The 24,972-nt window shown below is 66.2% G+C and carries 22 protein-coding genes; 14 read left to right on the top strand and 8 right to left on the bottom strand.

What is annotated here, in order from left to right:
* Nucleotides 1–28 precede the first annotated feature (28 nt).
* Nucleotides 29–262 (top strand): 50S ribosomal protein L28, encoded by a 234-nt coding sequence (gene rpmB, locus BSY239_RS02820; RefSeq protein WP_069045502.1) that lies wholly within the window; start codon nucleotides 29–31, stop codon nucleotides 260–262.
* A 12-nt stretch (nucleotides 263–274) separates the two neighbouring features.
* A complete protein-coding gene (gene rpmG, locus BSY239_RS02815; RefSeq protein ID WP_056269543.1) occupies nucleotides 275–445 on the top strand; it encodes a 50S ribosomal protein L33 in 171 nt (56 codons plus the stop codon).
* A 118-nt stretch (nucleotides 446–563) separates the two neighbouring features.
* On the opposite strand, the gene BSY239_RS02810 is transcribed toward rpmG, so the two are convergent.
* Both BSY239_RS02810 and BSY239_RS02805 read right to left on the bottom strand, forming a co-directional pair.
* On the bottom strand, nucleotides 564–1,790 hold the full coding sequence (locus tag BSY239_RS02810) for a DesA family fatty acid desaturase (protein WP_069045501.1): 1,227 nt from the start codon (nucleotides 1,788–1,790) through the stop codon (nucleotides 564–566).
* A gap of 166 nt (nucleotides 1,791–1,956) precedes the next feature.
* Nucleotides 1,957–3,225 (bottom strand): RsmB/NOP family class I SAM-dependent RNA methyltransferase, encoded by a 1,269-nt coding sequence (locus BSY239_RS02805; protein WP_069045500.1) that lies wholly within the window; start codon nucleotides 3,223–3,225, stop codon nucleotides 1,957–1,959.
* Between the two features lie 146 nt (nucleotides 3,226–3,371).
* Here BSY239_RS02805 and BSY239_RS02800 point away from each other — a divergent pair, with 146 nt between their 5' ends.
* Nucleotides 3,372–4,991: a peptide chain release factor 3 gene (locus tag BSY239_RS02800; RefSeq protein WP_069045499.1), complete on the top strand. Its 1,620-nt coding sequence runs from the start codon at nucleotides 3,372–3,374 to the stop codon at nucleotides 4,989–4,991.
* Nucleotides 4,992–5,042: 51 nt separating this feature from the next.
* Here the strand turns inward: BSY239_RS02800 and purN are convergent, their stop codons facing one another.
* Nucleotides 5,043–5,633 (bottom strand): phosphoribosylglycinamide formyltransferase, encoded by a 591-nt coding sequence (gene purN / locus BSY239_RS02795; protein ID WP_069045498.1) that lies wholly within the window; start codon nucleotides 5,631–5,633, stop codon nucleotides 5,043–5,045.
* Between the two features lie 14 nt (nucleotides 5,634–5,647).
* Between purN and BSY239_RS02790 the strand changes: the two genes are divergently transcribed.
* The 4 genes from BSY239_RS02790 (at nucleotide 5,648) to BSY239_RS02775 (ending at nucleotide 10,219) form a co-directional block, all read left to right on the top strand.
* A complete protein-coding gene (locus tag BSY239_RS02790) occupies nucleotides 5,648–6,379 on the top strand; it encodes a YceH family protein (RefSeq protein WP_069045497.1) in 732 nt (243 codons plus the stop codon).
* Between the two features lie 78 nt (nucleotides 6,380–6,457).
* Nucleotides 6,458–7,639, top strand: coding sequence for an acyl-CoA dehydrogenase family protein (locus tag BSY239_RS02785; RefSeq protein WP_069045496.1), 1,182 nt, complete (start codon nucleotides 6,458–6,460; stop codon nucleotides 7,637–7,639).
* An 11-nt stretch (nucleotides 7,640–7,650) separates the two neighbouring features.
* Entirely contained in the window at nucleotides 7,651–8,766 is a 1,116-nt protein-coding gene (locus BSY239_RS02780) for an acyl-CoA dehydrogenase family protein (RefSeq protein ID WP_069045495.1), read from the top strand.
* Between the two features lie 76 nt (nucleotides 8,767–8,842).
* A complete protein-coding gene (locus BSY239_RS02775; protein WP_069045494.1) occupies nucleotides 8,843–10,219 on the top strand; it encodes an alpha/beta fold hydrolase in 1,377 nt (458 codons plus the stop codon).
* A 9-nt stretch (nucleotides 10,220–10,228) separates the two neighbouring features.
* Here BSY239_RS02775 and BSY239_RS02770 read toward each other — a convergent pair whose 3' ends face one another.
* Nucleotides 10,229–10,786 (bottom strand): HNH endonuclease, encoded by a 558-nt coding sequence (locus BSY239_RS02770; protein ID WP_069045493.1) that lies wholly within the window; start codon nucleotides 10,784–10,786, stop codon nucleotides 10,229–10,231.
* 190 nt (nucleotides 10,787–10,976) lie between these two features.
* Here BSY239_RS02770 and BSY239_RS02765 point away from each other — a divergent pair, with 190 nt between their 5' ends.
* From BSY239_RS02765 to BSY239_RS02745, 5 genes are all read left to right on the top strand, one after another.
* Nucleotides 10,977–12,056, top strand: a complete 1,080-nt coding sequence (locus BSY239_RS02765; RefSeq protein WP_069045492.1) for a bifunctional riboflavin kinase/FAD synthetase — start codon at nucleotides 10,977–10,979, stop codon at nucleotides 12,054–12,056.
* Between the two features lie 119 nt (nucleotides 12,057–12,175).
* Nucleotides 12,176–15,043, top strand: coding sequence for an isoleucine--tRNA ligase (gene ileS, locus BSY239_RS02760; RefSeq protein WP_069045491.1), 2,868 nt, complete (start codon nucleotides 12,176–12,178; stop codon nucleotides 15,041–15,043).
* A complete protein-coding gene (lspA, locus tag BSY239_RS02755; RefSeq protein ID WP_069045490.1) occupies nucleotides 15,043–15,552 on the top strand; it encodes a signal peptidase II in 510 nt (169 codons plus the stop codon). Before ileS ends, lspA begins: the two co-directional genes overlap by 1 nt.
* A gap of 67 nt (nucleotides 15,553–15,619) precedes the next feature.
* On the top strand, nucleotides 15,620–17,281 hold the full coding sequence (locus tag BSY239_RS02750; RefSeq protein ID WP_069045489.1) for a Na/Pi cotransporter family protein: 1,662 nt from the start codon (nucleotides 15,620–15,622) through the stop codon (nucleotides 17,279–17,281).
* A 91-nt stretch (nucleotides 17,282–17,372) separates the two neighbouring features.
* On the top strand, nucleotides 17,373–18,521 hold the full coding sequence (locus tag BSY239_RS02745; protein WP_069045488.1) for an aminotransferase class V-fold PLP-dependent enzyme: 1,149 nt from the start codon (nucleotides 17,373–17,375) through the stop codon (nucleotides 18,519–18,521).
* 138 nt (nucleotides 18,522–18,659) lie between these two features.
* On the opposite strand, the gene BSY239_RS02740 is transcribed toward BSY239_RS02745, so the two are convergent.
* Nucleotides 18,660–19,655 (bottom strand): quinone oxidoreductase family protein, encoded by a 996-nt coding sequence (locus tag BSY239_RS02740; RefSeq protein WP_069045487.1) that lies wholly within the window; start codon nucleotides 19,653–19,655, stop codon nucleotides 18,660–18,662.
* Nucleotides 19,656–19,780: 125 nt separating this feature from the next.
* Between BSY239_RS02740 and BSY239_RS02735 the strand changes: the two genes are divergently transcribed.
* A complete protein-coding gene (locus tag BSY239_RS02735) occupies nucleotides 19,781–20,716 on the top strand; it encodes a DMT family transporter (RefSeq protein WP_069045486.1) in 936 nt (311 codons plus the stop codon).
* Between the two features lie 88 nt (nucleotides 20,717–20,804).
* Here BSY239_RS02735 and BSY239_RS02730 read toward each other — a convergent pair whose 3' ends face one another.
* Both BSY239_RS02730 and BSY239_RS02725 read right to left on the bottom strand, forming a co-directional pair.
* The gene (locus BSY239_RS02730) at nucleotides 20,805–21,602 is read right to left on the bottom strand and encodes an SDR family oxidoreductase (protein WP_069045485.1); all 798 of its coding nucleotides are present in this window, start codon (nucleotides 21,600–21,602) and stop codon (nucleotides 20,805–20,807) included.
* Between the two features lie 22 nt (nucleotides 21,603–21,624).
* Complete coding sequence (locus tag BSY239_RS02725) at nucleotides 21,625–22,542, bottom strand: DMT family transporter (RefSeq protein ID WP_069045484.1); 918 nt, start codon at nucleotides 22,540–22,542, stop codon at nucleotides 21,625–21,627.
* 207 nt (nucleotides 22,543–22,749) lie between these two features.
* On the opposite strand from BSY239_RS02725, the gene BSY239_RS02720 reads away from it, so the two are divergent.
* A complete protein-coding gene (locus tag BSY239_RS02720; protein WP_069045483.1) occupies nucleotides 22,750–23,139 on the top strand; it encodes a type III secretion system chaperone in 390 nt (129 codons plus the stop codon).
* A gap of 15 nt (nucleotides 23,140–23,154) precedes the next feature.
* Here the strand turns inward: BSY239_RS02720 and BSY239_RS02715 are convergent, their stop codons facing one another.
* Nucleotides 23,155–24,969, bottom strand: coding sequence for a GspE/PulE family protein (locus BSY239_RS02715; protein WP_069045482.1), 1,815 nt, complete (start codon nucleotides 24,967–24,969; stop codon nucleotides 23,155–23,157).
* Nucleotides 24,970–24,972 lie beyond the last annotated feature (3 nt).

The raw sequence follows: 24,972 nt of genomic DNA, 5'->3' as shown, positions 1-24,972 counted from the left end.
CAGCTGTTTGAATGATCGGAGTGTCCTCATGGCACGCGTCTGCGACGTCACGGGCAAGAAGCCCATGGTCGGGAACAATGTTTCCCACGCCAACAACAAAACCAAGCGCCGGTTCCTGCCGAACCTGCAATACCGCCGTTTCTGGGTCGAGACCGAAAACCGTTGGGTGCGTCTGCGCGTCTCCGGTGCGGCGTTGCGCCTGATCGACAAAAACGGCATTGACGCCGTGCTCGCCGACCTGCGCGCACGCGGTCAAGCTTAAGGAGAACCGAACATGGCAACCAAAGGCGCACGCGAGAAGATCAAGCTGGAATCCACCGCTGGAACCGGCCACTTCTACACCACCACCAAAAACAAGAAGACCACGCCCGAGAAGATGCTGATCAAGAAATTTGATCCCAAAGCTCGCAAGCATGTGGACTACAAAGAAATCAAGCTGAAATAAGCGGGATCTCTTCCAACAAAAAGCCGCTGTGACCCAGCGGCTTTTTTGTGCGCCAATGAAAACCAGTTGCCCAATAAAAAACCACCCCGCAGGGTGGTTTTTTATTGGGCGGTCAAGTTCAGGCGTGGGCCGAGCGCAGGCGAATGGAGAAGTCGCGCAGCGCAGCGATGCCGCTCTCTTCCGCACGGCGGCACCAAGCCTGCAGGTCGGTGGCCAGCTGCTCTCGCGTGGCGGTGGTGCTGGACCACAGGGCTCGCAACTCTTCGCGCATGGTCACCATCTTGTCGAGCACGGGGTGCTCTGCGCGCACCTGGGCCAACTGGGGCTTGACGCTGGCGGGCACCTTGTCGTCGTCGCGGTGCAGCCACTGGCGGGCCGACTGCAACACGGTGGCATCGCCCCTGCGTTGCTGCAGCGCCTCGAGCTCGCGCTTGCAGGCTGTGCGCATCTCGCGGGCATAGCCTGCCATCACTTCGTAGCGGTTGGCGATGATCGCCTCCAGCGTTTTTTCGTCCGCCACCGGTTTGACAGCACCAAACGCCATCTTGGGAGGAAGCTTCTTGACCGAGGCCAGGCCGACCGAACTCAGCATGCTGATGTACATCCAGCCAATGTCGAATTCGTAGGGCTTGACCGAGAGCTTGGCCGACGTGGGGTAGGTGTGGTGGTTGTTGTGCAGCTCTTCACCGCCGATGAGGATGCCCCAAGGTGACACGTTGGTGCTGGCGTCGGTCGCTTCAAAGTTGCGGTAACCCCACCAGTGGCCGATGCCGTTGATGATGCCGGCGGCCGTGATCGGGATCCAGATCATCTGGATCGCCCAGACGGTCACGCCCAGCACGCCGAACAGCGCGATGTTGATGATCATCATGAGGGTCACACCCAGGCGTGAACGGCCGGTGTAGACCACACGTTCGATCCAGTCGTTGGGGGTGTTGTGGCCGTAGCGGTCCAGGGTTTCCTGGTTCTTGGCTTCCGAGCGGTACAACTCGCTGCCTTCAAAGAACACCTTCTTGATGCCGAACACCACCGGGCTGTGCGGGTCGCCTTCGTGTTCGCACTTGGCGTGGTGCTTGCGGTGGATGGCGGTCCATTCCTTGGTGACCATGCCGGTGGTCATCCAGAGCCAGAAGCGGAAGAAATGCGACGCGATGGGGTGCAGGTCCAGCGATCGGTGGGCCTGGTGGCGGTGCAGATAGATGGTGACGCTGGCGATGGTGATGTGGGTGAACACCAGGGCCACGATCATGGCCTGCCACCAGGTGGCGCCGGTCAGACCGTGCGCAAGGAACTGGATGAGGCCGTCCCAAAGGGACGAAAAAATACCGAAGTCGGAAGAAGACATTGATTTCCCAATAGACCGCCCAAGGCGGCGGATGGATACCGAGTGGGCTCCAGAACACCCGGAGCAGTAGCGCCTCTGATTTTAAGGCCGGGGGTGCCAAACACCAACCGGTATCCAGCCCCGAATGTGGAAACTACTGCCTGAGATCAAGTGAATTGACGGCTTTTCAAGGCTTTTTCCGCCAGACGGCGGCAAAGAAGCCATCCGTAGCATGCCGATGTGGCCACAGGCGAAGCCAGCGCCCTTCGTCGCCCTGACACAGGGCAGCAGCATTCTGGACGTTCGCCGTGTCCAGTAAACCAGACACCGGCACCACCTCGAAGTCGGCATGCGCCAGCTCAAACGCAGCGCAGACGGCTTCGTTTTCCTCTTTCAGCAGGCTGCAGGTGGCATACACCATCCGTCCACCCGGCTTGAGCAGGCGGGCCGCGCTGTTCAGGATGGCCAACTGCAACTCGGCCTGCGCCGCCACCGTCTGGGGGTTCTGACGCCACTTCAGGTCGGGGCTGCGTCGCAGTGTGCCCAGGCCCGAACACGGAGCGTCGACCAGCACACGGTCGATCTTGCCGGCCAGGCGTTTGATGCGGTCGTCGCGCTCGTGGGCGATCGCCACCGGGTGCACGTTGGACAGGCCGCTGCGGGCCAGGCGCGGCTTGAGCGCGTCGAGCCGGTGGCCGGAGGTGTCAAACGCGTAGAGCCGGCCACTGTTGCGCATGGCCGCGCCAATGGCCAGGGTCTTGCCGCCGGCACCGGCGCAGAAATCCACCACCATCTCGCCGCGCTTGGCGTCCACGAGCAAAGCCAGCAGCTGCGAGCCTTCGTCCTGCACCTCGACCTCACCCTCGGTGAACGCGGGCAGCTTGGCCAGTGACGGTTTGCCCTGCAGGCGGATGCCCAGCGGCGAAAAGGGTGTGGCCTCACCGACCAGACCGGCTTTTTGCAACGTGGCCAGCACCGCTTCGCGCTTGGCCTTGAGCACGTTCACCCGCAGGTCCAGCGGCGCGGGCTGGTTCAGACTGGCCACCAAGGCGTCAAATTCGTTCCCCACCTGCTCGCGCAAAGCGGCGGCCAGCCAGTCGGGCAGGTTGTGGCGGTGCTGCGCCATCAGGTCGGCATCTTTGACGGCATCGCAGTGGTCGAGCCAGGTTTTCTCGGGCTCGGTGAGCGCGCTCTTTATGAAATCGCGGTCGCCGGGGAACGCCAGGATCGCCAGCCGGCGCCACTTGGAGCCACTGCCCGAGCGGGCCAGCCATTCCAGCTTGAGGCGCTCGCGAAGTATTTTGTAAACGGTGTCGGACAGCGTGGCGCGCTCGCGAGAACCGAGCGAGCGGTTCTCGCGAAAGTGGCGGGCAACGACGGCGTCGGTGGGGTGTTCGAACTTGAAGACCTGTTCGATCAGGGTGGCGCTTTCGTCCAGGAGGGCTTTGGGGTGCATGGGCGGTATTGTCTCCCCCCTGCGCCGCTGACGCGGCTTCCCCCCAGGGGGACGATCCCTGTGGCCCGGCGGAGCCGGTTCCACGGCATCTCTGGGTTGGGGCACGCGCGCGGGAGTCGCTCTCTGCACAGGGATAATCAGAGGTTATGTCCGAACTTTCCCAACAGGTGCGCCGCCGCCGCACCTTCGCCATCATTTCCCACCCCGACGCGGGCAAGACCACCCTCACCGAGAAGCTGCTGCTGTTCTCCGGCGCGATCAACATCGCCGGCAGTGTGAAAGCGCGCAAGGCCGCGCGCCACGCCACCAGCGACTGGATGGAGATCGAGAAGCAACGCGGCATTTCGGTGGCCTCGTCCGTGATGCAGATGGAATACCGCGACTGCGTGATCAACCTGCTGGACACGCCGGGTCACCAGGACTTTTCTGAAGACACCTACCGGGTGCTCACGGCCGTGGACGCCGCCTTGATGGTGATCGACGCGGGCAACGGCGTGGAGCCGCAGACGCGCCGCCTGCTGCAGGTCTGCCGTGCGCGCAACACGCCAATCCTGACCTTCGTGAACAAGATGGACCGCGAGGTGCAGGCGCCGCTGGACCTGATGGACGAGCTCGAACGCGAACTCGGCATGACGGTGGTGCCCTTCACCTGGCCGGTGGGCATGGGCAAGACCTTCCGCGGCGTGTTCGACCGCCGCACCGACCAGATGCGCGTGTTCGCGGCCGGTGAAGACCGCCGCGGCGGCGACGAGGATGTGCTGGTGGGCTTGAACAACCCCGAGAGCGTGCGGCGCTTCGGCTCCGAGTTCGAGCAGGCCCGCGACGAACTCGAACTGGTGGCGGGCGCTTCACCCGCGTTCGATGAAGCCGAGTTCCTGGCCGGGCGCCAAACACCGATGCTGTTCGGCTCGGCGGTCAACAACTTCGGCGTGCGCGAGGTGCTCGACGCACTGGTGGACCTGGCGCCGCCGCCCGGCGACCGCCCCGCGATCCAGCGCACCGTGCACCCCGACGAGCCCAAGTTCAGCGGCGTGGTGTTCAAGATCCAGGCCAACATGGACCCGGCGCACCGCGACCGCATCGCCTTCGTTCGCGTGGCCAGCGGCCATTTCGAGCGCGGCATGAAGCTCAAGGTGGTGCGCTCGGGCAAGGACCTGCGGCCCAACACCGTGGTGAGTTTTCTCTCGCAACGGCGCGAACTGCTCGACGAGGCCTTTGCCGGCGACATCATCGGCATCCCGAACCACGGCGTGCTGCAGCTGGGCGACACGCTCACCGAAGGCGAGAGCCTGCAGTTCACCGGCCTGCCCTTCTTCGCGCCGGAAATCATCCGCAGCGTCGAAGTGGCCGACCCGCTGCGCAGCAAGCAGTTGCGCTCGGGCCTGACGCAGCTCGGCGAAGAAGGTGCGATCCAGGTGTTCCGCCCGGTGGCCGGCTCGGTGCTGCTGCTGGGCGCCGTGGGTCAGCTGCAGTTTGAGGTGGTGGCACACCGGCTGGAGCACGAATACGGCGTGAAGGCCCGCATCATGAACAGCCCCTACCAGGTGGCACGCTGGGTGACCTGCGCGCCCGAGAACGGCGGCGAGAACGAGCTCAAGCGCTTCATCGACGCCAACAGCCACCGTGTGGCGCTGGACGCGGTGGACGCGCCCACGCTGCTGGTCGACCACGCGGCCACGCTGCGCGCGGTGGAGGCAAACTGGCCGAAGATCAAGTTCCATGCGATGCGGGAGCACGCAGGCCTGGTGTTCGCCAAGGGCGTTTGAGAGCGTGCCCTCAGCCCAGCCCTCTCCCAGCGGGAGAGGGCGCCAGTCACCTCAGGCAAAGAGCAGTTTTCCGATCGCCCGCGGGTAGATGACGTGCTCCTGCGTCAGCACCCGCGCCGCCAGCGCCTCGGCCGTGTCGTCCGGCAGCACCGGCACCACCGCCTGATCCAGGATCTCGCCGTGGTCGAGTTCGCTGGTCACCCGGTGCACCGTGGCGCCGGCGAAGCGGCAGCCCATGTCGATCGCTCGCTGGTGTGTCTTCAAGCCGGTGAACGCCGGCAGCAGGCTGGGGTGGATGTTGACCAGCCGGCCCTCGTAGTGCTGCACGAAGCCGGGCGTGAGGATGCGCATGAAGCCGGCGAGCACCACCAGCGTGGGTGCATGGCGGTCGATCTCGGCCATCAGCGCGGCGTCAAAGGCCTCGCGGCTGGCGTAGGCCGTGTGGTCCAGCGAGGCCGTTGCAATGCCCCGCTCCTGCGCCCAGGCCAGCCCCTGCGCACCGGCCTTGTTGCTGATCACGGCCACCACGCTCGCCTTGAGACGGGCTTGCCAGCGTTGTTTGAGGGATGTCTCCACGATGGCGGCCATGTTGGAGCCACTTCCGGAGATCAGAATCACGATGTTTTTGTTCACGCCAGACATGGCCGGGAAGTGTAATGACCTCAGACCTGCAAGCCCCCTCCAACGGCCGCCCGCGCGGCCACGATTTTCAGCAGCGCCCGCTCTCGCTCGCCGAGGCCCGCGTGCTCGGCACGCTCATGGAAAAGGCGCGCACCGTGCCCGACAGCTACCCGCTCACGCTCAACACGCTGGTGACCGGCTGCAACCAGAAGTCCAGCCGCGAGCCGGTGATGAACCTGGCGGACGCAGCCGTGCTTGAAGCGCTGGATGCCTTGCGCGCCTTGCACCTGGTGCTGGAGAGCAGCGGCAGCCGCGTGACGCGCTACGAACACAACTTCATGCGCGCCGTGGCCGTGCCCGAACAATCGGCCGTGTTGCTGGGCATGCTGATGCTCCGCGGCCCGCAGACCGCAGGTGAACTGCGGCTGAACACCGAGCGCTGGTACAAATTCCTCGACATCGCCTCGGTCGACGCTTTCCTGGAAGAGCTGCAGGACCGCAGCGACGACAAAGGCGGTGCGCTGGTGGTGAAGCTGCCGCGCGCACCGGGCGCGCGCGAACAGCGCTGGGCCCACCTGCTGTGCGGGCCGGTGGACGCTGCCCTGCTGACCCAAGCCCCGCAAACCGCCACCAGTGCCGCCACCGAAGACGAGCTGATCAACCTCACGCGCCGTGTGGCCACGCTGGAAAACACCGTGGCCGCGCTGCAGGATCAGCTTCAAAATCTGAACGAACAACTCGGCTTGTCGCAGCCCGGACAGCCATAAAACGAACGGTCGTGCCAAACTGCCCGGCATTGTTCAATTTGCCGGCACATTTCCGTGGCGGCCACCAGGAGACACCCCATGGATTTGGCATTCACGCCCGAAGAGCAGGCGTTTCGCGAGGAGATCCGCGGCTGGGTCAAGGCCAACCTGCCCGCCGAGATCGCCCACAAGGTCCACAACGCCCTGCGCCTGTCACGCGACGACATGCAGCGCTGGGCGAAGATCCTCGGCAAAAAAGGCTGGCTCGGCTGGGGCTGGCCCAAAGAGTTCGGCGGCCCGGGCTGGAACGCGGTGCAGAAACACCTGTTCGAAGAGGAATGTGCGCTGGCCGGCGCGCCCCGCGTGGTGCCTTTCGGCCCGGTGATGGTGGCGCCCGTGATCATGGCCTTCGGCAACAAGGCACAGCAAGAGCGCTTTTTGCCGGGCATCGCCAGCGGTGACGTCTGGTGGAGCCAGGGCTACAGCGAGCCGGGCTCCGGCTCCGACCTCGCTTCGGTGAAATGCCGCGCCGAACGCCAGGGCGACAAGTACATCGTCAACGGCCAGAAGACCTGGACCACGCTGGGTCAGTACGGCGAGTGGATCTTCTGCCTGGTGCGCACCAGCAATGAAGGCAAACCACAAACCGGCATTTCCTTCCTGTTGATCGACATGAAGTCGCCCGGCGTCTCGGTGCGACCCATCAAGCTGCTCGACGGCGAGTGTGAAGTCAACGAGGTCTGGTTCGACAACGTCGAAGTGCCGGCGGAAAACCTGATCGGCGAAGAGAACAAGGGCTGGACCTACGCCAAGCACCTGCTCAGTCACGAGCGCACCAACATTGCCGATGTGAACCGCGCCAAGCGCGAGCTCGAGCGACTCAAACGCATCGCCAAGGCCGAAGGCGTGTGGGACGACCTGCGTTTCCGCGACCAGATTGCCCTGCTCGAAGTGGACGTGGTCGCGCTCGAAATGATGGTGCTGCGCGTGCTCTCGGCCGAGAAGTCGGGCAAGAACTCGCTCGACATTGCCGGCCTGCTCAAGATCAAGGGCAGCGAGATCCAGCAGCGCTACAGCGAACTCATGATGCTGGCCGCCGGCCCCTACAGCCTGCCCTTCATCGAAGAAGCCATGGAAGCCGGCTGGCAAGGCGACTTCCCCGGCGGCGTCAACGCCAACGCGCCGCTCGCATCCACCTACTTCAACATGCGCAAGACCACCATCTACGGTGGCAGCAATGAAGTGCAACGCAACATCGTCGCGCAAACCGTTTTGGGCTGAGGAGAGAACACATGGACTTCGATTTTTCCGATGATCAAGGCGCGCTGCGCGATGCCGTTCAAAAGTGGGTGGAGAAGGCCTACACCTTCGACCGCCACACCGCCATCGTGGCTGCCGGTGGCTTTGATCGCGCGGCCTACAACGAACTCGCCGAACTCGGCCTCGCCGGCCTCTACGTGAGCGAGGACGACGGTGGCATGGGCATGGGCCCGATCGAGGGCATGGTGGTGATGGAGGAGCTGGGCCGCGGCATCGTGCTGGAGCCGCTCGCCCAAACCCTGATCACCTCGGGGGTGCTCGGTGGCTACGCGCCGGCCGAACTGAAGGCGGCCTGGTTGCCCCGCATCGCCTCGGGCGAAGCGCTGGTGGTGCTCGCGCACCAGGAGCGCAAGGCCCGCTACAAGCTCGATGTCTGCACCACCACCGCCGCGCAGGCCGGCGGTGGCTGGACACTCTCGGGCACCAAAAACGTGGTGCCAGCCGCCGACCAGGCCGACGCCTTTGTGGTGCCCGCCATGGCCGCCGGCAAGCTGGGTCTGTTCCTGGTGGAGCGCACCGCTTCGGGCGTGAGCACCACTGGCCACCACACGCAGGACGGTGGCCGCGCCGGTGACCTGACGCTGAAAGACGCACCGGCCCAACTGATCACCAGCGACGGACTGACTGCCCTCGAACACGGCGTGGACATCGGCATTGCCGCCACCTGCGCCGAAGCCGTGGGCGTGATGGACAAGACCCTGGCGATCACGGTCGAATACATGAACACGCGCAAGCAGTTCGGCGTGGCGATTGCCACTTTCCAGGCGCTGCGCCACCGCGTCGCCGACATGAAGATGCAGCTGGAACTGGCACGCTCCATGAGCTACTACGCCAGCCTCAAGCTCAACGCACCCGCGGCGGAGCGTCGCGCAGCCATGGCGCGCGCCAAGGTGCAACTGGGCACGTCCATGCGCTTCGTGGGCCAGCAGGCGGTGCAGTTGCACGGCGGCATCGGCGTGACCGACGAGTACATCGTGAGCCACTACTTCAAGAAGCTCACCCAGCTGGAGATGAGCTTCGGCGACACCTTGCACCACCTGAGCGAAGTGTCCAGCCGCATGCAGGACACAGCTGGCGTGTTTGCCTGATTCCTCTCACCCCAAACGGCCCGCACCCTGCGGGCCGCTTTGTTTTCGCCAGCCCAAGAACGATGCGGAGACACCCATGACCACCCGCCGCAGCCTCTTTGCCCTGGTCGCCAGCAGCCTGCTGCTCGGCGCCTGCGCCACCGCGCCGCAAGGCGCCGACCAGCCGCCCATCGTGTTCGCGCACGGCAATGGCGACTCGGCCTCCATCTGGCAGAGCACGGTGTGGCGCTTCGAGTCCAACGGCTGGCCACGCGAACGCCTGCACGCCATCGACCTGCCCTACCCGCTGGCGCGCGACGACAACAGCAAGGCCCAGCCAGGCCGCACCTCGACCGACGATCACATGGCCTACCTCAAGGCCGAGGTGGACAAGGTGCTCAAGGCCACCGGCGCGAAGCAGGTGGTGCTGGTGGCCAACTCGCGCGGCGGCAACGCGGTGCGCAACTACATCCAGAACGGTGGTGGCGACAAGACCGTGAGCCACGCGGTGCTGGGTGGCACGCCCAACCACGGCGTGTGGGCGACCAAGGGCTTTCGTGAAGGCAACGAGTTTTCGGGCACCGGCCCCTTTCTCACCGCGTTGAACGCACCCAAGAACGCCGCGGGCGACGAGGTGACCGGCCCGGTGAAGTGGATGACCATCCGCTCCGACAACAACGACAAGTTCGCGCAGCCCGACGGCCTATGGATCGGCGCCAAGGGCACGCCCACCAACGTCACTTTTGAAGGCCCGGCGCTCAAGGGCGCGACCAACGCGGTACTGCCGCGCGTGGACCACCGCGAGACCTCGTTCTCGCCCGCCGCTTTCGAGACCACCTACCGCTTCATCACCGGCCGGGCGCCCACCACGCTGGTTCCGACGCCGCAAGCACCGGTGGTGCTCAACGGCAAGATCACCGGCCTGGGCCTCGTGCCCACCGACCCGGCCACCGGCAACTATGCCAACAACCTGCCCTTGCCGGGCGCGCAGCTGATGGTGTACGCCACCGACCCCGCCACCGGCGAGCGCAAGGGCGCTGCCGTGCACAGCAAGACCGTGGGCGCCGATGGTCTGTGGGGCCCTTTCACCGCGCAGGCCGGCGTGCCGCACGAGTTCGTGATCAGCGCACCGGGATATGCCACCACGCACATCTACCGCAGCCCCTTCCCGCGCAGCAGCGAACTCATTCATCTGCGCGCCGAGCGCATCGCCGCCGCCGACAAGGACGCCAAGTCCACCGTCACTTTCACGCGGCCGCGCGGCTACTTCGACGCCCAACGCGACAAGATGGCCTTTGACAGCAAGGCTTTGCCCGGTGTGCCGCCCGCGGGCGCCGGCGTGTCGAGTTCAAAGATCAAGGTGATGGAAGACGGCGTGCGGGCCATTCCGGCGGAATTCAACGGGGAGAAGATCGTTGGACGCACCTGGCCGGCGGCTGAAAACCGCCTGGTGGTTCTTGAACTGACGTACTGATCCAGGGCTTCAGGCGTGCAGCCTGGAGGTCTTCGGCAGGTGCGACATCAAAAACTCCATCTGGTCCGCCAGGATGCGGCGGTTGCGCAGGATGAAGTCTTCCCACAGGCTGGGCACATAGGGCGCGTAGAGCAAACCCATGTGCGCCTGCTCGGGCGTGCGGTTGCCCTTGCGGTGGTTGCACGAGCGGCAGGCGGTGACCACGTTCATCCACAGGTCGCGCCCGTTCTGCCCCAGGGGGACGATGTGCTCGCGGGTCAGTTCTTCCTCGTGAAAATGTTCGCCGCAGTAGGCGCACACATTGCGGTCGCGCGCAAACAGCTTGCTGTTGGTCAGCGTGGGCCGCAGATCGAACGGGTTGATGCGCGGCACGCCCTGGGTGCCGATGATCGAATTGACGTTGATGACGGACTGGCGCCCGGTGATCGCGTTGTGCCCGCCATGGAACACCGCGATCTCGGCTCCCATCTCCCAGCGCACCTCATCCGCCGCGTAGTGCAGGACGGCTTCTTCCAGGCTGATCCACGACTGTGGCAAACCCTGGGCTGAGAGCTTCAAGACCTTCAAGACGGACTCCTTTGTGCATGGGCATCACCGGAAAACAGGCCTGGGCTGGCCCCACATCACCGGCAGGCTGGGCCTGCGGGCATGTATCGTCGTGTGTCAATATAGCGCGCTTTGATGACGCAGCCCGTCACACAGGCACATTCCCCATCGCCAACGGGCCCGCCAGAGCACCTTCACCCCACCGACCGGCATGAAAATCTTTCGCGGCTTGCATGGCCGTCTTTCCAGCAAGCCGCAGGCAACCCGCGGTGGTTGCGCGCTCACCATCGGCAATTTCGACGGCGTGCACCGGGGTCACCAGGCCATGCTGGCGCTGCTCAACAACGAAGCGAAGCACCGGGGCGTGCCCAGCTGCGTGATGACCTTCGAGCCGCACCCGCGCGACTACTTTGCCGCCCTGCACCACCAGCCCGACCTGGCGCCCGCCCGCATCGCCACCCTGCGCGACAAGCTGCAGGAGCTGGAACGCTGCGGCGTGGACGAGTGCGTGGTGCTGCCCTTCAACGCGCAGCTCGCCGCGCAAACGCCGCAGGCCTTCATTGAAGACATCCTGGTCGGCTCGCTGGGCGTGAAATACGTGCTGGTGGGCGACGACTTCCGCTTCGGCGCCAAACGCGCGGGCGACTACGCCATGCTGGACGCCGCCGGCAATCAGCTGGGTTTTGACGTGGCGCGCATGCAAAGCTACGAGGTGCACGGCCTGCGCGTGTCCAGCTCTGCCGTGCGCCAGGCGCTGGGCGCCGGCCGCATGGACGATGTGGCGGCCCTGCTCGGCCGACCGTACAGCATCAGCGGCCACGTGGTGCACGGACGCAAGCTCGGCCGCCAGCTGGCCGAGAGCAGCCCGGGCAAGGGCGATGGATTCCGCACCCTCAACCTGCGCTTTGCCCACTGGAAGCCCGCAGCCAGCGGCATCTTTGCCGTGCTGGTGCACGGCCTGGGCCCGCACGCCGATTCACCCCCCCTGCCCGGTGTGGCCAACCTCGGCGTGCGACCCTCGCTCGACCCCGACGATGTGAACGGCGGGCGCGTCTTGCTTGAAACGCATTGCCTCGACTGGCCCCGGGCTCTGAGCGAGAGCCTGCCCGGCGGGGAGGCCTACGGTAAAATCGTCCGCGTGGAACTGCTTCACAAACTGCACGACGAGCTGAAATACGACAGTCTGGACGCCCTGACCCAGGGCATCGCACGCGACTGCGACGACGCACGCGCCTTCTTCGCCTCGCTGCACACACAAACCCACCGCCAGACCACGCGCGACCGAATTTAGACCTCGCGTCTATCCGGTCGCTGCCCTTCGACAGGCTCAGGGCGAACGGTGTCTCCTTCTGTCTCCCCTCACTCCCCCGTTCGGGCTGAGCTTGTCGAAGCCACCACGGAATCCCCGCCATGTCTGAATCCACCCCCGCTGCCGCCGACTACCGCAGCACCCTGAACCTGCCCGACACCCCGTTCCCCATGCGCGGCGACTTGCCCAAGCGCGAACCGGGCTGGGTCGACAGCTGGAACGAAGGCGGCCTCTACAAGCGTCTGCGCGACGCGCGCGCCGGCGCACCGCTGTTCGTGCTGCACGACGGCCCGCCCTACGCCAACGGCAAGCTGCACATCGGCCATGCGCTGAACAAGATCCTCAAGGACATGATCGTCAAGAGCCGCCAGCTGGCCGGCTTCGACGCGCAGTACATCCCCGGCTGGGACTGCCATGGCCTGCCGATCGAGAACGCGATCGAGAAACTGCACGGCCGCAACCTCGGCCGCGACGAGATGCAGGCCAAGAGCCGCGCCTTCGCCACCGGGCAGATCGACCAGCAGCGCGAAGACTTCAAGCGCCTGGGCGTGCTGGGCGACTGGGAGCGTCCCTACCGCACCATGGACTTCGCCAACGAGGCGGGCGAGCTGCGCGCGTTCAAACGCGTGATCGAGCGCGGCTTCGTCTACCGCGGCTTGAAGCCGGTGTACTGGTGCTTCGACTGTGGCTCGTCGCTGGCCGAATTCGAGATCGAGTACGCAGACAAGAAGAGTGAAACGCTGGACGTGGCCTTCGAGACCGACGACGCCTCGAAGCTGGCCACCGCCTTCGGGCTGGGCGCGCTGCCCGCGGGCAAAACCGCGTTCGCCGTCATCTGGACCACCACCGCCTGGACCATCCCCGCCAACCAGGCGCTCAACGCCCACCCGGACTTCACCTACGCGCTGGTCGACACGCCCATGGGTTGCCTGGTGTTGGCCGAGACGCTGGTGGAGAAATGCCTGGAGCGCTTCGGCCTCACCGGCACCGTGATCGCCACCGCGCCGGGCAAGGCCCTGGGCGGCCTGAACTTCCGCCATCCGTTGTTCGACGTGGACGCTGGCTACCAGCGCCTGTCGCCCATGTACCTGGCCGAATACGTGAGCGACGCCGACGGCACCGGCCTCGTGCACTCCTCGCCCGCCTACGGCCTGGACGATTTCAACTCCTGCGCCGCGCACGGCCTGTCGGTCGACGACATCCTCAACCCGGTGCAGGGCAACGGCGCCTACGCGGCCGACTTCCCGCTGTTCGGCGGCCTGCACATCTGGAAGGCCGTGCCGGTCATCCTGGAAGCGCTGAAGAACGCCGGCCGCCTGCTGGCCACCCAGACCATCACCCACAGCTACCCGCACTGCTGGCGCCACAAGACGCCGGTGATCTACCGCGCCGCGGCCCAGTGGTTCGTGCGCATGGACGAGGGCGAGGGCGTGTTCACAAAGGACAAGGCGCCGCGCACGCTGCGCCAGACCGCGCTGGACGCCATCGAGCACACCCGGTTCTACCCCGCCAACGGCAAGGCGCGCCTGCACGACATGATCGCCAACCGGCCCGACTGGTGCATCTCGCGCCAGCGCAGCTGGGGCGTGCCCATCCCGTTCTTCCTGCACAAGGACAGCGGCGAACTGCACCCGCGCACCATGGAAATCCTCGACCAGGCCGCGGACATCGTGGAGAAAGGTGGCATCGAGGCCTGGAGCCGCGTGACGGCCGAAACGATCCTGGGTGCCGATGACGCCAAGCTGTACACCAAGAGCACCGACATCCTCGAGGTGTGGTTCGACTCGGGCTCGACCTTCCAGCACGTGTTGCGCGGCAGCCATGCAAAGGCCTACGACCGTCTGCCACACCACGAAAACGGCCCCGAGGCCGACCTCTACCTCGAAGGCCATGACCAGCACCGCGGCTGGTTCCACAGCTCCTTGCTGCTGGGCTGTGCGCTCTACGACCGCGCGCCCTACCGCGGGATCCTGACGCACGGCTTCAACGTCGACGGCCAGGGCCGCAAGATGAGCAAGTCCTTGGGCAACGTGATCGAGATCGAGACCTTTGCCAAGGACCCCGGCGCCGAGATCGCACGGCTGTGGGTCGCGTCCACCGACTACTCGGGCGACCCACCGATGGACAAGAAGGTGATCGCGCGCGTGACCGACGCCTACCGCCGCATCCGCAACACCCTGCGTTTCCTGCTCGCCAACGTGAGCGACTTCGACCCGGCCACCGACGCCGTGCTGCTGGACCAGATGCTGGAGATCGACCGCTACGCCCTGGCGCGCGCGGCACAGTTCCAGGCCGAGGTGCTGGCGCACTATGAGGTATACGAGTTCCACCCGGTGGTGGCCAAGCTGCAGGTGTATTGCTCGGAAGACCTGGGCGCGTTCTACCTCGACGTGCTCAAGGACCGGCTCTACACCACCGCACCGGGCAGCCTCGCACGACGCAGCGCGCAGACCGCGCTGCACCAGATCACCCACGCCATGCTGCGCTGGATGGCGCCGTTCCTGAGCTTCACGGCCGAGGAAGCCTGGCCGGTGCTGGCCGGTGCGCAGAACCAGGGATCGATCTTTTTCGAGACCTTCGCGAAACTGCCCGCAGCCGACGAAGTGCTGTTGGCCAAGTGGTCGCGCATCCGCGCGGTGCGCGAGATGGTGAACAAGGAGATCGAGACCGTGCGCACCGCCGGCGGTGTGGGCTCGTCCCTGCAGGCCACGGTGAAACTCACCGTGCCGGCCGATGACCATGCGTTGCTCGCCTCGCTGGGCGAGGACCTCAAGTTCGTGCTGATCGTCTCTCAGGTCGCGCTGCTCGAAGGCGATGCCCAAGTGGACGTGATCCCGGCGACCGCCGCCAAGTGCGAGCGTTGCTGGCACTACCGCGACGACGTGGGCGTGGACGCCGCGCACCCCACGCTGTGCGGCCGCTGCACCAGCAACCTGTTCGGCGCGGGTGAAACCCGCTCGGTGGCCTGATGAGCAACGCCCCAATGCGCGGCATCTGGCCGTGGCTCGGTCTCGCCGCCTTGCTGGTGGCGGTCGACCAGGTCACCAAGCTGCTGATCCTGGCCAACTACCAGCTGGGTGAGAGCACCTTCATCACCGGCTTCTTCAACGTCGTTAGGGTGCACAACACGGGTGCGGCCTTCTCGTTCCTGGCCGAGGCCGGCGGCTGGCAGCGCTGGTTTTTCACCGGCGTGGGCGTGGCAGCGTCCGTGTTCATCGTGTGGATGCTGCGCACGCACCCGGGCGAGAAGCTGTTCGCGTTCGCCCTGGCCTGCATCCTGGGTGGCGCCATCGGCAACGTGATCGACCGCCTGCTGTACGGCTACGTGGTGGACTGGCTGGACTTCCACTGGGAGCTGCTCAGCGGCCTGTTCCCCGGCGGGCACTTTCCGGCCTTCAACATCGCCGACGCGGCCATCACCGTGGGCGCGGTCTCGCTGATCCTCGACGAGGTTCTTCGCTGGCGCCGCAGCCGGTGAACCGGCCGCCCGCACCGCGCGACCCCACGTCCCGGATCACGCGCCGCGCGGGCGTATAACTTCCCTCATGAAACACCTGTTGGATCTTCTGGCGGCCATCGCCCTGCTGGTCTGGGGCACGCACCTGGTGCGCAACGGCGTGCTGCGGGTTTTCGGCAGCAACCTGCGCCAGGTGCTGGCCGCGAGCATGGGCAACCGTTTCTCCGCGGCGTTGTCCGGCCTGGGTGTCACGGCCCTGGTGCAATCCAGCACCGCCACGGCGCTCATCACGGCGTCCTTTGTGGGCCGTGGCCTGATCGTCCTGCCCGCTGCGCTGGCCGTGATGCTGGGCGCCGACATCGGCACCAGCGTGATGGCGGTGGTGTTTTCGTTCGACTTGTCGTGGCTGTCGCCGCTCTTCATCTTTCTCGGCGTCACGCTGTTCATCTCGCGCCAGGGCACCTCGGCTGGCGACTTCGGGCGCGTGCTGATCGGTCTGGGCCTGATGCTGCTGGCCCTGCAGCTGATCTCGGGCGCCACCAATGTGCTGACGCAGAACCCGGCGGTGCAGCTGATGCTGGAATCGCTCACCAGCGACCGCCTGCTTGAAATCCTTCTCGGCGCCGCGTTGGCGGTGGTGGCGTATTCGAGCCTGGCGGTGGTGCTGCTGGCCTCCACGTTGGCGCTGCAGGTGGTGGGGCTCGATGTGGCGCTGGGCATCGTGCTGGGTGCCAACCTGGGCAGCGGCCTGCTGGCGGTGATCACCACCGCCAAGTCGGGCGTGAGCACGCGCCAGGTGCCGCTGGGCAACCTGCTCTTCAAGGTGTTCGGCGTGGCCATTGCCATCTGGCTCATTCCCACCTGGGTGCGCTTCATGCAGCCACTGGTGCAGGATCCGGCCACACTCACCGTGCTGTTCCACCTGAGCTTCAACCTCATGGTGGGCGCCGTGTTCATCGGTCTCACGCAGCCGGTGGCCAGGCTGGTGGAACGGCTGCTGCCGCTGCAAGCCAACAAGGGCCCGCTGGACCGCCCCAACCACCTCGACCCTTCGGCCCTGGCCACGCCCTCGCTGGCCATCTCGTGCGCGGCGCGCGAAGCCATGCACCAGGCCGATGTGGTGGAAACCATGCTGCGCGGAGTGGTCACGGTGATCAAGACCAACGACCTCAAGCTCGCACAAGACCTGCGCAAGCTTGACGACACGGTGGACAGCCTGTACTCGGCGATCAAGTACTACCTCACCAAGATCTCGCGCCAGCAGCTCAGCGAGGCCGAGAGCCGGCGCTGGACCGACATCATCAGCTTCACCATCAACATGGAGCAGATCGGCGACACGGTCGAGCGCGTGCTGCTCGACATCGAAGACAAGAAGATCCGCAAGGGCCGCAATTTCTCGGAGGCCGGCATGGCCGAGATCACCGAACTGCACGCGCGCCTGATCGACAACCTGCGCCTGGGCATGAGCGTGTTTCTCAACGGCAACGTGCGCGATGCGCAGCGCCTGCTCGAAGAAAAAGTGCGTTTCCGCGACAAGGAGCGCGCCTACGCCGCCACCCACCTCGACCGGCTGTCCGACATGAGCCAGCAGAGCATGGACACCAGCGCGCTCCACCTGGACCTGATCAGCGACCTGAAGCGCATCAACTCGCACATCTGCTCGATCGCCTACCCCATCCTCGACAGCGCGGGCGTGCTCGCGCCCAGCCGACTGCGCGAGCCTCCGTCGGTCGACGCCAGCCGCCTTTGACAGCGTCCGGGCGTTGAGCCGCGCGGCTGCAAAAACGGGGACGCTGTGCTAGTCTGGCGCTCCCTTTCGCGACCCGCCAGGAGACAACAACATGCCCGGACTGCTGCCCCACATCGACCCCGACGGCCTGCTCGAGTTTTCGGTGGTCTACACCGACCGCGCGCTCAACCACATGTCCAAACGCTTCCAGGGTGTGATGACCGATATCTCGGCCATGCTCAAGCGCGTGTACGGTGCCCACTCGGCGGTGCTGGTGCCCGGCAGCGGCACCTTCGGCATGGAGTCGGTGGCGCGGCAGTTTGCCCACGGCAAGCACGTGCTCGTGATCCGCAATGGCTGGTTCAGCTACCGATGGACCCAGATCTTCGACATGGGAAGCATCCCCGCCAGCCACACGGTGATGAAGGCCCGGCGCACCGGCGCCGGCGCGCAGGCTGCCTGGGCGCCCGCACCCATTGAAGAGGTGGTGGCCACGATCGCGCGCGAGAAGCCCGCGCTGGTGTTCGCACCCCACGTGGAAACCGCTGCCGGCATGATCCTGCCCGACGGCTATTTGAAGGCCGTGAGCGACGCCGTGCACGCGGTGGGTGGCTTGTTCGTGCTGGACTGCATTGCCTCGGGCGCGATGTGGGTGAACATGAAAACCACCGGGGTCGACATCCTGATCTCTGCCCCGCAAAAAGGCTGGAGCAGCTCACCCTGCTGCGCCATGGTGATGCTGAGCGAACGCGCCCGCGCCGCCATCGACGCCACGCAGAGCACCACCTTCGCGATGGACCTGAAGAAGTGGCTGCAGATCATGGAGACCTACGAAGGCGGCGGTCACGCGTACCACACCACCCTGCCCACCGACGCGCTCACGCGCTTGCGCGAGACGATGGTGGAGACCGAGGCTTACGGAGTTGAGCGGGTGCGGCAGGAACAGATCGCTTTGGGCTCACAGGTGCGCGAGCTGCTGGAGCGCCATGGTTTCCCCAGCGTGGCAGCCCCGGGTTTCCAGGCGCCGGGTGTGGTGGTGAGCTACACCACCGACCCGGAGATCCAGTCGAGCAAGAAGTTTCTGGCGGTGGGTTTGCAAACCGCTGCGGGTGTGCCGCTGCAGTGCGACGAAGGTCCCGAGTTCAAGACCTTCCGCATCGGCCTCTTCGGACTGGACAAGTGGCACGACCTGCCTTCAACACTGCAGCATCTGGAGCAGGCTTTGGCTGAGGTGGCGCCTCGGCAGGCTCAGCCTGCCTGAGTTGAGGTTGTTGCGCGCTGAGCGTTGGGTAACCGACGCAGCGAAACAAAGGAGGAGCCGGCACCAGCCGGCGGGGGACATTCGCGGAGTCGGTTACCCCATGTTCCAAGGCAACCAACCACGCAGGCACGAAAAGACTCAGGGCAGCAAAACCGTGCAACCCGTGGTCGAACGAGCCTCCAGACTCTCATGCGCCTTGCGCACATCGGTCAGCGCAAAACGCTGGTCGATGCGGATCTTCACCTGACCGGCTTCGACCACCGCAAACAGATCGTCGGCCATCGCCTGGGTGCGCTCGCGGCTGGTGATGTGCGAGAACAGGGTCTGGCGCGTCATGTAGAGCGAACCCTTGGGGCCCAGGATGCCGGGTGCGAACGGCGCCACCGGACCGGACGCATTGCCGAAGCTGGCCATGAGGCCAAAGGGGCGCAGGCAGTCGAGTGACTTTTCGAACGTGTCCTTGCCCACCGAGTCGTAGACCACCTTCACGCCCTGGCCGTTGGTGATCTCCTTCACACGCGCGGCAAAGTCTTCGGTGCGGTAGTTGATGGCGTGGCTGGCGCCGTGCTCCAGCGCCAGCTTGCATTTGTCGTCCGAGCCCGCCGTGCCGATCAGCTGCAGGCCCAGCGCCCTGGCCCACTGGCAGGCGATCAGGCCCACACCACCGGCCGCGGCGTGGAACAGCACGAAATCACCGGCCTCCAGACCTTCCACCGGCTTGCAGCGCTTGAGCAGGTACTGCGCGGTCAGGCCCTTGAGCATCATGGCCGCACCGGTCTCGAAGTCGATCGCATCGGGCAGCTGGCACACGTTCATGGCCGGCATCACGCGCACATCGCAGTAGCTGCCCGGCGGGTTGGCCGCGTAGGCGGCGCGGTCGCCCGCCTTGAGGTGTGTCACACCCTCGCCCACCGCCTCGATCACACCGGCACCTTCCATGCCCAGCGCGAGCGGCATGGGAAACGGGTACAAGCCGCTGCGCTGGTACACGTCGATGTAGTTCAGGCCGATGGCGTGGTGGCGGATGCGCACCTGGCCCGGGCCGGGATCGCCCACGCTCACGGTGTCGATGACCAGTTGCTCGGGGCCACCGGCGGCGTGGATGCGGACGGCGCGCGATTCTTGTGTGCTCATGGGAGGTCTCCTCGTTGTGGAATCAAACCCTGCGAATGCTGCCACGAATGCGGGGCATCGCCAGGGCGACAGGCCAGCGCCCCCATGGCCCGACCGGGCATGTGGGTGTTGCTACAGTCCAGCCGATGTCTGCTTCGCCCCCGCACCGCCTCACCCCCGCCACCATCGCCCTGTTGCTGATCCCGCCGCTCATGTGGGCGGGCAACGCCGTGGTGGGTCGCCTCATGCAGGGCGTGGTGCCGCCGGTCACGCTGAATTTCCTGCGCTGGGTGCTGGCCATGGTCATGCTGCTGCCGGTGGCGGGCTGGGTGTTGCGCCCGGGCAGTGGCCTGTGGACGCATTGGCGGCGCTTTGCCTTGCTCGGCCTGCTGGGGGTGGGCATGTACAACTCGCTGCAGTACATGGCCCTGAAGACCTCCACGCCGCTCAACGTGACGCTGGTGGCGTCGAGCATTCCGGTGTGGATGCTGATCATGGGGCGCGTGTTCTACGACGTGCCCATTTCGCGGCGCGCGGCGCTGGGGGCGCTGATGTCGCTCTGCGGCGTGGTGGTGGTGATCGCACGTGGAGATCTGGGTGGCTTGCTGTCGGTGCAGCTGGTGCCGGGCGATCTGCTGGTGCTGCTGGCCGCGCTGGCCTGGGCCTGGTACAGCTGGCTGCTGGCGCGCCCACCGGCCAACGAGCCCGCGGCCATCAAGGCCGACTGGGCCGCCTTCCTGCTGGCCCAGATGGTCTTCGGTCTGCTCTGGTCGGCCGCCTTCACCGGCGGGGAATGGCTCACCATGCCCGCGTTGCCAGCGGGCGAAAGCGCCATTCAATGGGGTTGGCCGCTGGTGGCCGGCCTGGTGTTCGTGGCGGTGGGCCCGTCGCTGCTGGCCTACCGCAGCTGGGGCGCGGCCGTGGCCCGCGTGGGCCCGGCCACGGCCAGCGTGTTTTCCAACCTCACGCCGCTGTTCGCCGCGCTGATGTCGGCCACGCTGCTGCGCGAGCCGCCCCAGCTCTACCACCTGGCCGGCTTTGTGCTGATCGTGGGCGGGATTCTGGTGTCGTCACGGCGCTAGTGCCCCCACGCTCCCCCGCTTCGCGAGGTCCGCTGCCCCCCGAGGGGGCTGATCCGGCTTGGGGCGGCCCGGCGCCGGATCGCAATCCTCAGAACGTGCCCGGGTAGGCCCCACCATCGGCCAGCACGTTCTGACCGGTGATGTAGCCCGCGTGCACGCTGCAGAGGAACGCGCAGATCGCACCGAATTCTTCCGAGGTGCCGAAGCGTTTGGCCGGAATGCCTTTGCGGCGCGCGTCGGCAATGGCGTCCACCGACTGGCCCGTCTTTTCGGCGGCGCCGGCCAGCGTGGTCTTGAGGCGGTCGGTGTCGAAGGCGCCGGGCAGGAGGTTGTTGACTGTCACGCCTTGCGCGGCCAGCGGGCTGCGCGCAACGCCGGCCACAAAACCCGTCAGGCCACTGCGCGCACCGTTGGACAGCCCCAGGATGTCGATCGGTGCCTTCACCGCGCCCGAGGTGATGTTGACGATGCGACCAAAGCCGCGCTGCGCCATGCCGTCCACCGTGGCCTTGATGAGCTCGATGGGCGTGAGCATGTTGGCGTCGATGGCCTTGATCCACACGTCGCGGTCCCAGGCGCGGAAGTCGCCGGGGGGCGGGCCGCCCGCGTTGTTGACCACGATGTCGAACGCCGTGCCGGGACCACCCGCCACCGACAGCGCCGCCGCGCGACCCTCAGGCGTGGTGATGTCGGCCGCCACGGTGAGCACCGTCACGCCCGGCACCGCGGCTTGCAGCGCCTGCCCGGCGGCTTCCAGGTCGCGCGCGCCGCGCGCCACCATCACCACGTGCGCGCCCTCGGCCGCCAGCGCCTGCGCGCAGCCCAGCCCCAGGCCCTTGCTCGCGCCACACACCAGCGCCCATTTGCCCTTGATACCCAGATCCATGAAAAGTCTCCTGAAAAAAAAATCAATTGGCGCGGCCGAAGCGCGTCACCAGAAACACACCCGAGAGCACGAGCACCGTGCCCACCACGATCCAGCCGTTGAACGGCTCACCCAGAATCACCACACCCATGACGATGGTCGACATGGGGCCGACCATGCCGGTTTGCGCCGCCAGCCCCGAGCCGATGCGCTCGATCGCCATCATCACCATGAGCACCGGCGCAAAGGTGCACAGCGTGGCGTTGAGCACCGAGAGCCAGATCACCTCGGGCGCCACCAGCGCGGCGCTCATGGGCCGCAACAACACGAACTGCACCAGACACAACACGCAAGCCACGCTGGTGGCCAGGCCCACCAGCCGCAGCGAGCCCAGGCGCTGCACGAGTTCACCGCTGTAGACCAGGTAGATCGCGTAGCTGATGGCACTGCCGAACACCAGCGCTGCACCCAGCAACGCGTCGGGCCCCTGCAGGCCGGCCTCGTGTCCGAACACCACCAGCACACCGCCATAACTCACGGCCATGGCCAGCGCCTGCAGGCGCGTGATGCGGCGCTTGTAGAGCACCCAGCCCAGCACCAGCACCAGCGTGGGGTTGAGGTACAGGATGAGCCGCTCCAGGCTGGCGGTGATGTACTGCAAGCCCCAGAAATCCAGAAAGCTGGCGAGGTAATAACCGGTGAAGCCCAAGCCCACGATGCCCAGCCAGTCGTCTCGCGAAAGCGGTGGCTTGCGTCCGCCAGCCTGCCGGTAGGTGGCCCACCACGCCAGCGCCAGAAACAGCGGCAGCGCAAACAGCATGCGGTACATGATCAGCGTGACCGCGTCCACACCGTGGCGGTACGCCAGTTTCACGATGATGGCCTTGCCACTGAACGCGATAGAGCCGGCGGCCGCGAGCATCAATCCGGTGGCGAGGTGAGGGGTGGGGGCGGCGCGCATCGCTCGATTATCGGCATGGGGCAACAACCGGTCAGACCACAGGGCCGGCCTCACGCCGATCCCGCAGGCGCTCGTGTCGCACGCATGACTTCACGCTGATGAAGTCATGCCCGCCGATCCACGCGGCCGGCAACTCCCTAACCTTTGGAACAGCCTGCCCGACGCCATGCGTCCGGCTGCACCGCCCATGTTTCACAGGGACTGCCCATGCCTTCAGAACACCGCATTCGCAACACCGATCACATCAACACCCTGCTCAAGACCTTCACCGAATCGCCCAAAGGACCGACCGTGCTGCGCGTGAACGACACGCAGGTCGTGCTGCGCCCGCGCGACGGTGAACCCACGCTGGTGATGCAGGCGCACCTCTGCACCCTGCCCCGCCACAGCGGACCGCGCGCGGCCCTGTGCGAGGCCTTGCTGCTGGCCAACACACGCCTGGCCGACAGCGACCGCCTGGGCATCGAGCCCGCCGAAAACGCGGCGGTGTACCAGCGCGTGGTGGACATCGACATCGACGCCGATGCGCTGGGGCACGAATTGTGGGATTTGATCGACGCCGCCGAGCAGTTCAGACACGGCCTCGGCCACGACTGACGCCCGTGGACGACCTCACTGGACGGGTGGCGTGCAGGCCAGCACCTCGTCCATGGTGGTCAGGCCCTCGGCCACGCGCATGGCGCCGGCCAGGCGCAGCGGGCGCATGCCGTCGGCCACGGCCTGCTTGCGCAACACGTCCAGGCGCGGTTCGCGGCTGACCTTGTCCTTGAACGATTCGGTGACCGTGAGCAGCTCGTACAGCCCCATGCGACCGCGAAAACCGGTCATGCGGCAATCGACACAGCCCACGGGCTCGTAGGGCCGGTAGCTGCCGCTGATCTGCCACGGCTTGACCAGTTCGGCCAGCGACTCGCGCGAGGTGGCGGCTGTGGCCTTGTCCTGCTGCGTCTTGCAGGCCGGGCAGAGCGTGCGCACCAGGCGCTGCGCGAGCACACCCAGCACGGTGGCGTTGATGAGGTAGGGCGGAATGCCCAGCTCCATCAACCGCATGATGGCCGAGGGTGCGTCGTTGGTGTGCAGCGTGGTGAACACCAGGTGCCCGGTGAGCGCGGCCTGCACGGCCATTTCGGCGGTGGCGAGGTCGCGCACCTCGCCCACCATGATGATGTCCGGGTCCTGCCGCATGAGCGCGCGCAGGCCCTGCGCAAAGTCCAGATCGAGGTGGGTCTGCACCTGGGTCTGGTTGAAGGCCGGCTCGATCATCTCGATCGGATCTTCCACCGTGCTCACGTTGACCTCCTCGGTGGCCAGGCGCTTGAGCGTGGCGTAGAGCGTGGTGGTCTTGCCCGAGCCGGTGGGCCCGGTCACGAGCACGATGCCGTGCGGGTGTTTGGTCAGCGCCTCCCAGCGCAGCGCATCGTGCGCGGCAAAGCCCAGCGCGCTCAGGTCCTTCACGGTCGACTCGGGGTCGAAGATGCGCATGACGAGTTTTTCACCAAACGCCGTGGGCAGCGTGGACAGGCGCATCTCCACCTCTTCACCCCGCGCACCCGCGACCCCGGGGCGCAGCGTCTTGATGCGGCCGTCCTGCGGGCGGCGGCGTTCCACCACGTCCATGCGCCCGAGCAGTTTGATGCGCGCCGTCATGGCGGTGAGCACCCCGATCGGCATCTGGTAGACCGGGTGCAGCACGCCGTCGATGCGGAAACGGATCACGCCCTGCTCGCGCCGCGGCTCCAGGTGGATGTCGCTGGCGCGCTGGTCAAAGGCGTACTGCCACAACCAGTCCACCACCTGCACGACACCCTGGTCGTTGGCGTCGAGCTGTTTGTTGGCCTTGCCCAGCTCGACCAGTTGTTCGAAGCTGCCGAAACCGCCGCTGCCACCACCACTCTTGCTGGCCGCGCGCACCGACTTGGCCAGCGCAAAAAACTCGGCGGTGAAACTGTTGATGGCCTGCGGGCTGGCCAGCACCAGACGCACGCTGCGCCGCGTCTGGCGCTCCACCTCGGGCACCCAGTCGCGAACAAAGGGCTCGGCCGTGGCCACCACCACCTCGGTCGGGCTCACCTGCACCGGCAACACCTTGTGGCGCTCGGCATAGGCCGCGCTCATCACATCCGCCACCTTGCCCACATCGACCTTGAGCGGATCGATGCGCATGTACTCCAGCCCGCTGCGCTTGGCCAACCACTGGGTGAGCATCTCCACGTCGAGCACATGGCTGTCGGCCTTGCGCGCCATGGCCACCACCGACAGGCGCTGCAGCGGGTGCTGCGCGCTGTGCGCCGAAGCGCAGCGCGCCACCGTGCGCTCGGCCTCGGCACCGCTGATCACACCATCGTCCAGCAACCACTGCACCAGCGTGCGCCAGTCAAGCGGACCGACGGGATCGATGGCGCCAGGGGTCTTGTTCGGGTGTTTCATGCG

It is taken from the genome of Hydrogenophaga sp. RAC07 (genome assembly GCF_001713375.1).
Lineage (GTDB): Bacteria > Pseudomonadota > Gammaproteobacteria > Burkholderiales > Burkholderiaceae_C > Hydrogenophaga.
The sequence above is the reverse complement of the archived record's forward strand: the minus strand, read 5'-3'. Positions and strand labels throughout refer to the sequence as shown.

Excerpts from the sequence above, each read along its gene's own strand:
- ileS (WP_069045491.1), top strand. The coding sequence starts at position 12,176 with ATGTCTGAATCCACCCCCGCTGCCGCCGACTACCGCAGCACCCTGAAC.
- BSY239_RS02750 (WP_069045489.1), top strand. The coding sequence starts at position 15,620 with ATGAAACACCTGTTGGATCTTCTGGCGGCCATCGCCCTGCTGGTCTGG.
- BSY239_RS02765 (WP_069045492.1), top strand. The coding sequence starts at position 10,977 with ATGAAAATCTTTCGCGGCTTGCATGGCCGTCTTTCCAGCAAGCCGCAG.
- BSY239_RS02790 (WP_069045497.1), top strand. The coding sequence starts at position 5,648 with ATGACCTCAGACCTGCAAGCCCCCTCCAACGGCCGCCCGCGCGGCCAC.
- BSY239_RS02715 (WP_069045482.1), bottom strand. The coding sequence starts at position 24,969 with ATGAAACACCCGAACAAGACCCCTGGCGCCATCGATCCCGTCGGTCCG.
- BSY239_RS02735 (WP_069045486.1), top strand. The coding sequence starts at position 19,781 with ATGTCTGCTTCGCCCCCGCACCGCCTCACCCCCGCCACCATCGCCCTG.
- rpmG (WP_056269543.1), top strand. The coding sequence starts at position 275 with ATGGCAACCAAAGGCGCACGCGAGAAGATCAAGCTGGAATCCACCGCT.
- rpmB (WP_069045502.1), top strand. The coding sequence starts at position 29 with ATGGCACGCGTCTGCGACGTCACGGGCAAGAAGCCCATGGTCGGGAAC.
- BSY239_RS02730 (WP_069045485.1), bottom strand. The coding sequence starts at position 21,602 with ATGGATCTGGGTATCAAGGGCAAATGGGCGCTGGTGTGTGGCGCGAGC.
- purN (WP_069045498.1), bottom strand. The coding sequence starts at position 5,633 with ATGTCTGGCGTGAACAAAAACATCGTGATTCTGATCTCCGGAAGTGGC.
- BSY239_RS02720 (WP_069045483.1), top strand. The coding sequence starts at position 22,750 with ATGCCTTCAGAACACCGCATTCGCAACACCGATCACATCAACACCCTG.
- BSY239_RS02775 (WP_069045494.1), top strand. The coding sequence starts at position 8,843 with ATGACCACCCGCCGCAGCCTCTTTGCCCTGGTCGCCAGCAGCCTGCTG.
- lspA (WP_069045490.1), top strand. The coding sequence starts at position 15,043 with ATGAGCAACGCCCCAATGCGCGGCATCTGGCCGTGGCTCGGTCTCGCC.
- BSY239_RS02745 (WP_069045488.1), top strand. The coding sequence starts at position 17,373 with ATGCCCGGACTGCTGCCCCACATCGACCCCGACGGCCTGCTCGAGTTT.
- BSY239_RS02780 (WP_069045495.1), top strand. The coding sequence starts at position 7,651 with ATGGACTTCGATTTTTCCGATGATCAAGGCGCGCTGCGCGATGCCGTT.
- BSY239_RS02800 (WP_069045499.1), top strand. The coding sequence starts at position 3,372 with ATGTCCGAACTTTCCCAACAGGTGCGCCGCCGCCGCACCTTCGCCATC.
- BSY239_RS02740 (WP_069045487.1), bottom strand. The coding sequence starts at position 19,655 with ATGAGCACACAAGAATCGCGCGCCGTCCGCATCCACGCCGCCGGTGGC.
- BSY239_RS02805 (WP_069045500.1), bottom strand. The coding sequence starts at position 3,225 with ATGCACCCCAAAGCCCTCCTGGACGAAAGCGCCACCCTGATCGAACAG.
- BSY239_RS02785 (WP_069045496.1), top strand. The coding sequence starts at position 6,458 with ATGGATTTGGCATTCACGCCCGAAGAGCAGGCGTTTCGCGAGGAGATC.
- BSY239_RS02810 (WP_069045501.1), bottom strand. The coding sequence starts at position 1,790 with ATGTCTTCTTCCGACTTCGGTATTTTTTCGTCCCTTTGGGACGGCCTC.
- BSY239_RS02725 (WP_069045484.1), bottom strand. The coding sequence starts at position 22,542 with ATGCGCGCCGCCCCCACCCCTCACCTCGCCACCGGATTGATGCTCGCG.